Annotated in this window: 11 protein-coding genes; 7 read left to right on the forward strand and 4 right to left on the reverse strand. The window is 71.0% G+C overall.

The annotated features are described in order from the left end of the window. Nucleotides 1-10: 10 nt before the first annotated feature. Nucleotides 11-1411 (reverse strand): amino acid permease, encoded by a 1401-nt coding sequence (locus tag Vau01_RS15410; RefSeq protein ID WP_203992599.1) that lies wholly within the window; start codon nt 1409-1411, stop codon nt 11-13. Next, entirely contained in the window at nt 1412-2728 is a 1317-nt protein-coding gene (locus Vau01_RS15415; protein WP_203992602.1) for an APC family permease, read from the reverse strand. Between the two features lie 153 nt (nt 2729-2881). On the opposite strand from Vau01_RS15415, the gene Vau01_RS15420 reads away from it, so the two are divergent. Next, nucleotides 2882-4144 carry an HNH endonuclease signature motif containing protein gene (locus Vau01_RS15420; protein ID WP_203992605.1) on the forward strand — a complete coding sequence of 421 codons (1263 nt, stop codon included), beginning with the start codon at nt 2882-2884 and terminating at the stop codon, nt 4142-4144. Here the strand turns inward: Vau01_RS15420 and Vau01_RS15425 are convergent. Beyond that, on the reverse strand, nt 4071-5324 hold the full coding sequence (locus Vau01_RS15425; RefSeq protein WP_203992608.1) for an MFS transporter: 1254 nt from the start codon (nt 5322-5324) through the stop codon (nt 4071-4073). The genes Vau01_RS15420 and Vau01_RS15425 overlap by 74 nt on opposite strands. Before the next feature lie 9 nt (nt 5325-5333). After that, on the reverse strand, nt 5334-6827 hold the full coding sequence (locus tag Vau01_RS15430; protein WP_203992611.1) for an MFS transporter: 1494 nt from the start codon (nt 6825-6827) through the stop codon (nt 5334-5336). Nucleotides 6828-7033: 206 nt separating this feature from the next. Here Vau01_RS15430 and Vau01_RS15435 point away from each other — a divergent pair, with 206 nt between their 5' ends. From Vau01_RS15435 to Vau01_RS15460, 6 genes are all read left to right on the forward strand, one after another. Beyond that, complete coding sequence (locus Vau01_RS15435; protein ID WP_203992613.1) at nt 7034-7318, forward strand: hypothetical protein; 285 nt, start codon at nt 7034-7036, stop codon at nt 7316-7318. Between the two features lie 6 nt (nt 7319-7324). Next, on the forward strand, nt 7325-7927 hold the full coding sequence (locus tag Vau01_RS15440; RefSeq protein ID WP_203992615.1) for a potassium channel family protein: 603 nt from the start codon (nt 7325-7327) through the stop codon (nt 7925-7927). A gap of 107 nt (nt 7928-8034) precedes the next feature. Continuing rightward, nucleotides 8035-9510 (forward strand): glutamate/gamma-aminobutyrate antiporter GadC, encoded by a 1476-nt coding sequence (gene gadC, locus Vau01_RS15445; RefSeq protein ID WP_203992617.1) that lies wholly within the window; start codon nt 8035-8037, stop codon nt 9508-9510. Next, nucleotides 9507-9950 carry a hypothetical protein gene (locus Vau01_RS15450; protein ID WP_203992619.1) on the forward strand — a complete coding sequence of 148 codons (444 nt, stop codon included), beginning with the start codon at nt 9507-9509 and terminating at the stop codon, nt 9948-9950. The genes gadC and Vau01_RS15450 overlap by 4 nt, the downstream gene beginning before the upstream one ends. A gap of 5 nt (nt 9951-9955) precedes the next feature. After that, nucleotides 9956-11299, forward strand: coding sequence for a dipeptidase (locus Vau01_RS15455; protein WP_203992621.1), 1344 nt, complete (start codon nt 9956-9958; stop codon nt 11297-11299). Between the two features lie 6 nt (nt 11300-11305). Continuing rightward, nucleotides 11306-12640, forward strand: coding sequence for a threonine/serine exporter family protein (locus Vau01_RS15460; RefSeq protein WP_239151603.1), 1335 nt, complete (start codon nt 11306-11308; stop codon nt 12638-12640). Nucleotides 12641-12642 lie beyond the last annotated feature (2 nt).

The raw sequence follows: 12642 nt of genomic DNA on the forward strand, positions 1-12642 counted from the left end.
GAAACGGCGTTCAGCGGTAGGGCGGGACGGGTGGTGGTTCGGCCATCCGGGTGCGCATCGCGAGATAGACCGGGACGCCGATGAGCAGGGCCACACCGGCCATCAGGAACGGGCCCCAGACCTCGTACCAGTTGTCCTGGCCGGTGTTCCGGGAGTAGTAGATGAACAGGATCGAGAAGATCAGCGCGACGACGGCCACCCCGGCGTCCCGCGCGAACCTCGGTGTGTGCAGCTCCTTCCGGTCCCGCAACCGCCATTTCAGTTGTGCGAGCGCCGAGAACGCGTACGGGATCGCCGCGGTGATGCCGCTCATCAGCACCAGCGTGTTGAACACGCTCGCGCCGCTCGTCCCCATGAAGCTCACGGCCATCGCGACGCTCGCCAGAACGGTGGACGCCACGATCCCGACCGCCGGTACCCCGCGGCCGGACAGCCGGCCGAAGACCCCCGGGAACAGGCCGTCCTTCGCCGCCGCGAGCGGCATCTCGGCGCAGATCATCGTCCAGCCGTTCAGCGCGCCGAACCCGGAGATGATGACCGCGATCGCCACCGCGGTGCCGGCCCAGGAGCCGCCACCCACCATCGCGTCGGCGGCCGCCGAATACGACGCCTTGTTCTCGTCCTTGGCCAGGTCCGTGGTGGGCATCGAACCGAACACGGCGATCATCGACAGCAGATACACCACCGCCGCCGCCAACGTCCCGAAGACGGTCGCCTTCGGGATGTTCGTCTCCGGGTCGCGGACCTTGGCCGCCGCGACCGCCGCGGTCTCCACACCGAGGTAGCTGAAGAGACAGATGGCCATCGCGCTGCCGATCGCCGACACGGTGGAGTCACCGCTGACGTTCCACGGCGTGAAGTTGCCCGAACTGATCGCCAACAGGCCGACCGTCGACATGATGGCCAGCGGCACGAACTTGATCACCGACGTCCACAACTGGACCGCGCCCATGTTCTTCACGCCGGTGAGGTTGACCAGCGCCGGGATCCACAACCCGACGAGCGCGATGAGGATCGACCACATCGAGGCGTGGTCCTTGTTGAGGAACTTCTCCACGTAGAAGACCCACCCGGTGACGATCGCCGCGTTGCCGGCCCAGGCGGTGATCCAGTACGACCAGGCGTTGGTGAAACCGATGCCGTTGCCGAAAGCGGCGCGGGCGTACGCGTACGGACCGCCGTCGGCGGGCAACCGCCGCGACAACGCCGCGAACATGAGCGCCAACGCGAGGGCGCCGACCGTGGTCAACGCCATCGCGACGATGCTGATGGGTCCGATCGACGCCAACGAGTACGGCAGGTTGAAGATGCCGACCCCGATGATGCTGCCGAGAATGAGCGCGGTCGCCTGCGGGAGCCCGAGCCCCGGTGCGGTCCCCTGTCTCGGCGGCGCGGATCCGGTCCTGGACATTTACTCCTCCCGACTGGTGTCGTTGACGGTCCGCGTCCGCGCCGAACGTCGTTTCCAGCCGAGGTCGATCCCCGCGCTGACCGCGATGATGCCCAGCAGGGCCGCCATCGAGGTCGGCGAGTGGATCAGATCGGTGAACACGAACGTCACCAGCACCACGCCGGCGGCGGCGATCGCGAGGACGAGCATGGCGGTGTTGGCACCGGTGTCGGCGCGCACGCGGAGGTGGGCCACGGTGACCAGGATGAAGATCATCAGCGCCACGGCGCTGCCGATGGACGCGATCGCGGTCAGCCGGAACAGCAGCACGAGCGCCAGGCACACGCCGGTCTGCACCAGCAGCCCCGCCGACGCCCGGCCGCCGAGCCGGCGCGCCATCACCGGCGGGAAGTGCCCGGTGACGACCAGCCGCTCGGACAGCCCGGAGGCCGGGTACAGCCCGGCGTTGGTGGCACCGGCGGTCGCGAACAGCGCGGTGATGGCCATCAGCGTGTAGCCGAAGTCGCCCAGGGACGGCTGCGCGGCGACGGCAAGCGCGGTGGCGCCGGCGTCGACCACCTCGTTCGCGGGCAGCGCGCCGAACACACCCAGCGCGATCGCGACGTAGATCGTCGTGGCGATGCCGAGCGCCAGGAACATCGCCCGCGGCAGCTGGTGTGCCGGCCGTTCCAGGTCCTTGGCGGTGAACGTGATGATCCCGAACCCCAGGAACGCGAAGAACGTCAGCGCCACGCTGGAGACGATGTCGCGCAGCGGCGGATACTCCGACGGCGCCAGCAGCGACGGGTCCATGTTCACGAGCGTGACGACGGCGAAGACCACCAGGATGCTGAGAACCACGTACACGATCACGGTCTGCGCCCGGGCGACCAGCGTCGATCCGACGATGTTCACCACGGTCATCAGGAGGATGATCAGAACCGCGAAGGCCTTGGACCAGGACGCGTTGTCGTCGGCGAAGACGGCACTGGCGTAGTCGCCGAACGACACCGCGACCATCGCCGTCACGATGGCGTTCGCCAGGTAGGTGAGCCAGGCGGAGATGCCGGTGAGGTGGCCGTCGCCGAAGCCCTTGGCGACGTACTCCAGCAGCCCGCCGGCCGTCGGGTAGCGCGCGCCCAGCTTGGCGAACGAGTAGCCCTGCAGTATCGCGACCGCACCCGCGATCAGGAACGACAACCACACCGCCGCGCCGGCCACCGAGCCCGCCGCACCGAGCAACGCGAAGATGCCCGCTCCGACCATCGATCCGACGCCGATGAACGCCGCCTGCCGGATCGTCAGATATCGCTGGACCTGCTGGTCCGGGGTCGCCATGTATCCACGATCGCGGACGCGACAGCGACCGCCTCACCCCGCGCGGATGACCCGCTTGCGAGGTTCGTGCCGGCCCGTGCTTCGTCCACAATGGACAGCTTGTTTGAGGTAGGTTTAGGAATTCTTGTCGTACATACGTGCGAACATTTCGGCATGGAGGATCGACTCGAACCCCTACTCACCGCCCACCCGTGGGCACTGTCACCCGACGACGTCGTCGCCGACCTCGACCTGCTCGTGCCGTGGCTCGTCCAGGCCGAGGCGGCACTCCTCGCCCGCGTCCGCGAACTCGTCGGCCAGGGCATCGCCCGCCGCGACGGTGCCACCTCGGCCGCCGTCTGGCTCCGCAACCGGTACCGGATGGCCCTGCCCAGGGCCCAACGCTACGTCCGGCTCGCCGCCGCCCTCGACACCGCAGCCACATCGGTCCAGGACGCCGTCGCCACCGCCGACATCAACCTCGACCAGGCCGAAGCCATCATCCGGGCACTCGACGCCCTGCCCAGCGACCTCGGCATCGAGGTCCGCGCGCTGGCGGCCAAGGAACTCGTCCGGGTGGCCGGCGACCTCGACCCCCACCACCTGACCATCGTCGGCCAACGCATCCTGCACATCGTGGCACCCGACGCGGCCGACGAAGCCGACCGCCGGGCCCTCGAACGCGCCGAAGCCAAGGCCCGCGAAGGCCGCGGGTTCACCATGACCCCCGACCCGTACGGCTTCGGCTACCGGATCACCGGCCGCCTCACCAACGAGGGCGCCGCCGTCCTCCGCGCCGCGATCGACCCGCTGTGCGATCCCGCCCGGAAGCACGACCCCGTCGAACCCGCCCGTGACGGCCGCACCGCCACCCAGCGGCGGGCCGACGCCCTCGTCGAGGTCGGCCGCCTCGCCCTGAACACCACCGAGCTGCCCCGCAACGGCGGCGACCGCCCGCAGATCGTGGTCACCATTCCCTACAACGTGGTCAAGCGGGAACTCGGCGCCGGCACGCTCGACAACGGCGACCGGGTCACCCCGGAGTCCGCCCGCCGCCTCGCGTGCGACAGTCGCCTGCTCCCGATCGTGTTCGACGGACCGGGCCAACCCCTCGACGTCGGCCGCACCAGACGCCTCGTCACCAGCACCCTCCGGCAGGCCCTCACCTTCAGGGACGGCGGATGCGCCTTCCCCGGCTGCGACCGCGGTCCACGATGGACCGAGGCACACCACGTCACGCCCTGGGCCGCCGGCGGGCCGACGTCGCTCGACAATCTGACGTTGCTGTGCGGCTTCCACCACGGCCTGATCCACGAACCCGGCGGCTGGACCGTCCACACCGCCGGTGACGGCCTCCCCACCTTCACCCCGCCCCACCACGTCGACCCGCGGCGGACCCCCCAACGGAACCGCTACCACCAACCGCCGGTCGGCTAGCCGAGAGCACCGCGCTCGCGGTGGCGAGAGCCGCGCCGGCGGCGAGCACGCACAGGGCCGGTCCGTAGCTGGCGAACCGGTCGAACGACGCTGCCATCAGCAGCTGGCTCACGAAACCGGCCACCCCGGCGACGGCGGTCACCACGCCGACGACGAGACCCACCATGTCGGCCGGCACCGTGGCTCCGATCTGGGCCAGCACGGCGGTGCTGGCGATGCCCAGCCCCACGGCGAGCACCGGCAGCGTGCCGAACACGACGACCGCCACCGGCGGCGTACCGGCCTGCACGGCGGTGGCCACGGTCACCGCGCCCAGGGCGACGGCCAGTGGCCGGGGCGGCGACAGGCGGTCCGCGAGCCGGCCGCCGACGGGCCGCATGAACACAGCCAGGAGCACGAACGCGGCCATCAGGTCGCCGGCCCGGGCGGCGGCGAGGTCGTAGGCGTTGGCCAGGTACAGCGGGAGGGCGTTGGAGAACGTGACGAACAGCGCGACGAGCGCCGAGTACCAGGCGGCGGCGTGCCAGGTGGTCCCCCACCGCAGCGCGGTGGCGAGCCGGCGCCGCACGCCCGGCGGCTGCCCCGGCTGGCCCGGCTGGCCCGGCGGGCGGGCCGGTCGCGGCGCGTCCCGCACGACGGAACCGGCCAGTGCCAGGAAGGCCACCAGGGGGACGGCCGTGACGAGGTAGGGCGCGACCATGCCGTGCGCCTCGGCCAGCCGCACGGCGGTCAGCCCGCCGATCGCGCTGCCGCACAGCCCCGTGCCGAGCACGCCGAGGGCCAGGCCGCGATGCGGGCCCGGAAACCAGGCGCTCACGAACGGCACGGCGACGGCGAACGTCGAACCGGCGACGCCTACCAGCACTGCTCCGGTCATCAGCCCCGGCACCGACCGGTGCCCGAACACCGCCAACTCCAGCAGGGCAACCAACGTCGCGGCCGCGACCAGCAGGAAGACGACCCGACCACCGAACCGGTCGGCCAACGCGCCGGCCGGGATCCGCCCCAGCGTGCCCACCACCACCGGGACCGCCACCACGAGCGCCTGCTGCAACGGACTCAGCCCGAGTGGCCCGCGCAGCAACGGCACCAGCGGGTCCACCAGCGCCCACGCCCAGGCGGTGACCAGATAGCCCAGCAGCGCGACGGCGAGCATCCAACGGCGGTCCGCGATCGACACAGCGCAATGTCACCGGGCGGCGGCCACCTCGTCAACCTTGTGCACCGTGTGCGTGGTCGTGGCGGCCGCGGCGGCGTAGTCGACGGCCCGCGGCCGGTGCATCCGGTGCCGGGCGGCGAGCAGGGCGACGACGATACCCACGGCGGACACGACGGTGAGCGCCAGGGACGCGCGCGAGAAGCCGTCGGCGAGCGCGTCGGCGTCCGCGGCGCCGGCCGAACCGTACAGGGCGGCCGCGACGGCGACCAGGACGGCCGCGCCGACGTAGCGGGCCATGTTCGACACGCCCGAGGCCGCGCCCACCTCGTCGGCCGGCACGGCACTCGTCGCGACCGACGAGCACGGCCCGTTCGACAGGCCCAGACCGACCGCCACGAGCACCATCGGCACCACAAACGCCAGGTACGTCCACGAGCCTGCAACGAAGCACAGCACGAGGAAGCCGGCGGTGCTCAGCGCGAAGCCGGCACCGACGACGGCGCGGACGCCGAACTTGTGGGCGAGACCCACCACCAGCGGCGCCGTCGCGACCAGCGCTGCGGTGAGCGGCAGCGTGGCCAGACCGGCCGCGAGCGGCGACATGTCGAGCGTGGCGGGGTCCTGGAAGTAGATGCTCAGCAGGAAGCCGAGCCCGTTGACCGTGCCGGCGCCGATGAGGATGCCGACGGTCGCCGTGACGAGCACCTTGTTGCGCAGCAGGGCCAGGTCGACCAGCGGCGCGGACACCCGACGCTCGGCGACGACGAACCCGTACGTCGCGGCGACCGTGACGACGAAGCAGCCGATCGTCGCGGGCGACGTCCAGCCCCATGCGGAGCCCTGGCTCACGGCGAGGATGAACGGTGCCAGGATCGCGGCGATCAGGACCGTGCCCAGCCAGTCGATGGAGCGCGGCCGGTTCGGGTCCCGCGACTCACCCACCGAGCGGAGCGTCACCGGGATGCAGGCGGCGGCCACCACCGCGTCGATCCAGAAGAGCCCCTGCCAACCGGTGAAGTCGACGAGCACGCCGCCGACCAGCGGGCCGGCCGCCGCCCCCACGGCGGACGCCGCACCCCACAGCGACACCGCGCTCATCCGTCCCTGACCGGCGGATCCCACGGTCAGCAGGCTGAGCCCGCACGCCAGGATCGTGGACCCGGCCGCGCCCTGGATCAGGCGCCCACCGATCACACCCGCCGCGTTGTTCGAGAGCCCGATCAGGACGCACGACGCCACGAACAGCACGAGCCCGAGAATGAAGACCTTCCGCCGGCCGTACACGTCGGCCAGCGCGCCCGACGTCACGATGACGGCCGCGCCGACGAGCGAGTAGCCGGTGACCGCCCACTGCAGCACGGAGATGGGCGAGCCGACGTCCTCGCTGATGGCCGGCAGCAGGATCGACACCGCCGACGTGTTGGCGTTGACCACGAGCGTCGACAGGCATGCGGTGAGCAGCAGCCCGCCGGCCGGGCGCCGGTCGACCGCCGCCTCCGGACGGTCCTTCCCTACCTCGGTCAACGACGCCTCCAGCCCTGCGGTGTGCGGCCCATCGGTCCGGCGATCGTCGCCCGGCACCGGGCACGGGGCATCGTCCGCGATGGGTGACCCCGGCCGGCCGCCGCGCCGGGTTCACCGGCACCGGCCGCTGCTCACCCTCGGCGGGTGATGACCACGGGACGCGCGGAAACGACTCTCGTCACACCCGATGCAACGGAGGCGGAACCATGGGATGTCTGTTCGCGATCTTCGCCGGAGTCTTCCCCCGGCTCGCCCTCTTCATGGTCTGGATCGTCCGGCCGAAGTTCGTGGACGCCGCGTTCGACACCTGGATCTTTCCGCTCCTGGGACTCATCTTCCTTCCGTTCGGGACCCTGATGTACGTCCTCTTCTACACACCCGGTGTCGGCCTGACCGGCTGGGAATGGTTCTGGGTCGTCATCGCGGGGATGCTCGACGTCGCACACCTCGCCGCCGGCGCCCGGCAGCGGATGCGCGGCGGCTGGAACTGACGACCGGTGACCGCCGCCGCACCGACCGGGCCCCGGGACCTGCACCGCCGCACGGTGCGGCGGATGGTGCTCCGGCCGCTCGGCACCGTCGGCCTGTCGGTGGCCGTCTACTACTGGCTGCCGCTGTCCGACCGGTCCGACGTGGCCACCGTCATGCTGCTCGTCGGCGGCCTGGCGACCGTGGGGGTCGTGCTCGCCTGGCACGTCCGGGCGATCATCAGGTCGGACTACCCGCGGATGCGGGCGATCGAGACGCTCGCGCTCGCGGCGCCCATGTTCCTGCTGGTGTTCGCCGCGGCGTACTACCTGATGGCCCGCTCGTCGACCGACAACTTCGGCTCGGCGCTGAGCCGCACCGACACGCTCTATTTCAGTGTCACCGTGTTCTCGACGACGGGTTTCGGCGACATCACGCCGCACAGCGAGGATGCCCGGCTGCTCGTCACCGGTCAGATGATCGGCGACATGATCTTCATCGGCTTCGGCATCCGCCAGCTCGCCACCGCGACCCGGGTGGGCCTGGAGCGGCGCGCGTCGGCGGTGACCGATCCGGTGACCGATCAGGTCGTCGATCCGGTCGCCGACGGCGAGCCTGGCCGGCCCGGTTAATCCACACCGGATGATGCCTGGCCCCGCGCGTCGCGCCCATGATGCCGATCAGCCGCACCACCCGAACGGAAGGGAAGCGACGTGAGCGAGGCGATCGCATGAGTGCGATGGAAACTCCCGCCCCCCGACCGGGATCCGTACCTGCCGAGGCGCAGGCCGCGGCCCGGCCCGCCCGCGCCACCACCACCAGGTACATCTCGTGGGTGGCGCTGGCCCTGATGACCACGAGTTCGGTCGCGAGCCTGCGACCGTCTCCCACCATGGCCGTGTACGGCCTCGCCTGCATCTTCCTCTACCTGATACCGGCCCTGGTGTTCCTGTTGCCGACCTCGCTGGTGTCGGCCGAACTGGCGTCCGGCTGGAGCGGCGGTGTCTACAACTGGGTCAGCGAGGGCATCTCCAAGCCGGCCGGTTTCCTCGCCGTCTGGTGCCAGTTCGCCATGACGATCTTCTACTACCCCAGCCTGCTCGGGTTCGTCGCGAGCACGCTGGCGTACGTCTTCAACCCCGACCTCGCGGCGAGCGGCGTCTGGACCGCGCTCGTCATCATGGTCTGCTACTGGACGGGCGTGTGGGTGTCGTCGCGCGGCACCAGCGGCGTCGCCGGCCTGGCGAGCGGCGGCCTCATCATCGGGACCCTGATCCCGGGCGCCCTGCTGGTGATCCTCGGCATGGCGTTCCTGGGACAGGGCAACGAGTCCGCCGCCCCGATGAGCGCCGACCACCTGCTGCCGGCGTGGGCGGGCCTGGCGAGCCTCGTGCTGATCGTCAACAACTTCCTGTCGTACTCGGGCATGGAGATGAACGCGGTGCACGTCGGGTCGCTGCGCAACCCGGCGAAGGAGTTCCCGCGGGCCATCTTCATGTCGATGGGTCTGGTGCTGGTCATCTTCATCCTGCCGGCGCTGGCCATCAGCTGGATCGTGCCGGCCGAGCAGTTGTCGTTGACGGCCGGGATCATGCAGGCCTTCGACGCCATCTTCGCCGAGTTCGGGTCGCAGTGGTTGACCCCGATCATCGGCATCATGCTGGTGATGGCCTCGCTCGGCGGCATGCTGACCTGGCTCGCCGGACCGTCCCGGGGTCTGCTGCTGATCTCGCGCAAGGAGGGCTACCTTCCTCCCTTCCTTCAGCGCCTCAACAAGCACGGCGTGCAGCAGAACATCCTGGTGACCCAGGGTGTCGTCACCACCGTCATCGCGATGGCCTACGCGTTCATCCCCGACGTCTCCAGCGCGTACTGGATCTTCTCGGTGATCACGACCCAGGTGTACCTGATCATGTACCTGCTGATGTTCGTGGCCGCGGTGAAGCTGCGGCGCAAGCACCCCGACCACCCGCGCGGCTACCGGGCACCGATGCTCGTCGGCCTCTGCGGCATCGGTTTCGCCGCCTCGCTGGCCGCCCTGCTGATCGGGTTCATCCCGCCGTCCCAGTTCGAGTCCGGCAACGCCGGCATCTACGTGGCGGTCGTCGCGGGCGGTGCCCTCGGCCTCGGCCTCCTGGTCCCCTACCTCTTCTACCGGGCCCGCAAGCCCTCGTGGAAGACCGTCGACGAAGGAGCGGAGGAGGTGACGGCATGACCGCCTGGGTGGACCACTCCGACCGAAACAGGAAGATCACCTACTGGGTGCTCGGACTCATCTTCGTCGTCATGGCGGGAACCGCACTGCTGATCTTCGATTCGTCCCGGGACCAGCAACAGGCGGAGGCCAAGGCAGACCAGCTCATCACCGAGCTGAACTCGGCCGGGCTGCGCTCGCCCTCGAAGGACCAGATCGTCGCCGTGCTCGGTGACGACGGCGGCGCCACCTGCGCCGACCCGGTGAGCGCACTCGGCCGCGGGACGGTGTACGGGATGATGACCAACGGCGCCGGCGGTCCCGGCACCCGGCCGGTCATCGCCGACAACAACATCCTCAAGGGACAGCTCCTGGTCATCAAGGTCTACTGCCCCCAGTACATCGAGGAGTTCCAGAAGTTCGCCGACGACCTCAAGACCGCAGACGTGGCGAAGGGGTGAGCCCCGTGGAGCTTCGGGAACGGGTCGCCGGGCTGATGGACCGGGCCCGGACGGACCTGGCGGAACTGGTCGCGCACCGGTCGGTGGCCGATCCGCGCCAGTATCCCGCCGAGGAGTGCGGTCGGGCGGCGCGGTGGGTCGTGGACCGGTTCACCGAGGTGGGCTTCACCGACGTGCGCCTCGTGGAGACGGCCGACGGCAGTTCGGCGGTGTACGGCGAGCGCCGGAGCGCCACCCCGGACGCGCCGACCGTGCTGCTGTACGCCCACTACGACGTCCAACCACCGCTGGACGAGCACGCGTGGCGGACGCCGCCGTTCGAGCTGACCGAGGTGCGGGGGCGCTGGTACGGGCGGGGAGCGGCCGACTGCAAGGGCAACATCGTCATGCACCTCACCGCGCTGCGCGCCCTCGGCGACGACGTACCCGTGAACCTCAAGCTGATCGTCGAGGGCAGCGAGGAGCAGGGCACCGGCGGCCTGGAGGACTTCGTCCCCCGTAACGCCGATCTCCTGCGCGCCGACGCGATCCTGGTGTGCGACACCGGGAACGCCGCCGTCGGCGTGCCGGCCGTGACGGTGAGCCTGCGCGGTCTCGTCAACGTGGTGGTCACGGTGCGGGCGCTCCGGTCGGAGGTGCACTCGGGCATGTTCGGCGGCGCCGCGCCGGACGCGCTCGCGGCGCTCATCCACATGCTGGCGTCGCTCCGCGACCGGGCCGGCAACACCACGATCGACGGCCTCGACTCGACGTTGACGTGGTCCGGCGAGGACTATCCGACGGACCGGTTCCGCGCCGACGCCGGCGTCCTCGACGGCGTCTCGCTGCTCGGTGACGGCGCGGTGCCGGACATGATATGGGCGCGTCCCGCCGTCACCGTGCTCGGCATGGACTGCCCGCCGGTGGTGGGCTCCGCGTCGGCGGTGCAACCGGAGGCGCGGGCCCGGCTCAATCTGCGGGTACCGCCGGGCATCGATCCGCACAAGGCGGCCGACGCCCTCGTCGCGCACCTGCACGCCGCCGCACCGTGGGGCGTGCGGGTCACGGTCGAGCGGGAGGGGTTCGGCGAGCCCTTCCAGGCCCAGACGGGCGGCCCGGCGTACGCGGCGCTCGCCGACGCGATGCGCCAGGCCTACGGCCGGGAGATGGCCTCGCTGGGGCAGGGCGGCTCCATCCCGCTGTGCACCGTGTTCGCCGACACCTACCCCGATGCGGAGATCATCCTCATGGGTGTCGAGGACCCGATGTGCCTGATGCACGCCCCGAACGAGAGCGTCGATCCCACCGAGATCGCCGGGATGGCGTTGACCGAGGCGTTGTTCCTTCGTACCTACGCCGACGGACGGTAGGACGGCGTGCGCGCGGTGCGGGCGTCCCGGCGTCCGCACCGGGCGATCGTCAGGACGACCATCCGGGCGACGGAACGGAAGCGGCAGGATCTCCAGCAGTTCCTGCTCTACCTCGGCAGCGCGTTGACCGCCTCCGGTGAGGCGGTCAACGAGATCGAGGACCACCTGGGGCGGGTCGCCCGCGCGTACGGCGCGCCGGACGCGCGGTTCGGCGTGCTGCCGACGTCGATCGTCGTCGCGCTGGATCCCGGGCGCCCGGTGACGCTCGAACCGACCGGCCAGTTGCGCGGCGGGCTGCGCCTCGACCAGACCTCGGCCGTGTTCCAGGTGCTGAAGTCGGCCGAGCGCGGTGACCTGTCGCCCCGCGAGGGAACCCGGCTGATCGGCCGCATCGTCAACAGCCCGCCGCGGTTCGGCCTCGCCGCCACGATCGTCGGCCACCTGGTGCTGACCGTCGGCATCTGCCTGGTCCTGCAGCCCACCCCCGCCGACCTCGCGCTGGCGGGGCTGTTCGGCATTCTGGTCGGACTCCTCAAGCGGGTCGGCCAGCGCTGGACGAGCACGCAGATGATCATGCCGGTCGGTGCCGCGTTCTTCGTCGCGGCGGTCACGTTCTTCCTGTCGCACCGCGGCTGGGCCGACGCCGACGTGCGCTCGATGGTGGCGCCCCTGGTGACGTTCCTGCCGGGAGCGACGCTGACGATGGCCGTCGTCGAGCTGTCGGCCGCCCAGCTCGTGACCGGTGCCAGCCGCCTGGTCGCCGGCGTCCTGCAGCTCCTGCTGCTCGCGTTCGGGATCGTCGCGGCGGCGCAGGTGGTGGGGCTGCCGGCGACGGACGAACTGGTCGACGACAAGACGAACCTGGTCGGCTGGTGGGCCCCCGGAGTGGGGGTGCTCCTCGTCGGGATCGGCAGCTACCTCTACAACTCGGCGCCGCCGCGCTCGCTGCCCTGGCTGTGCCTGGTGCTGTACGTCGCCTGGGCCGGGCAGTACGTCGGCGACCTGCTGTTGGGCGGCTACCTGAGCGGCTTCGTCGGCGCGCTCGTGATGACCCCGGCGGCGTACCTGGTCGCCCGCCTGCCGTCCGGGCCGCCGGCGCTGGTGTCGTTCCTGCCCGCGTTCTGGCTGCTCGTTCCCGGCGCCCTCGGGCTGATCGGGATCGCCGAGTACCTGGGCGAGGACGCCGCGACCGGCCTGCAGGACTTCCTCGGCATGATCGGGTCGATGATGGCCGTGGCGCTCGGTGTGCTGTGCGGGTACCCGCTCTACCGGTCGCTGGCGGCCACGCTCCGCGGCCTGCGGCGACAGGCTCAGCTGACCGTCAGGCCGTGGATCGGCTGACC

The sequence above is a fragment of the Virgisporangium aurantiacum genome, from assembly GCF_016863635.1.
Lineage (GTDB): Bacteria > Actinomycetota > Actinomycetes > Mycobacteriales > Micromonosporaceae > Virgisporangium > Virgisporangium aurantiacum.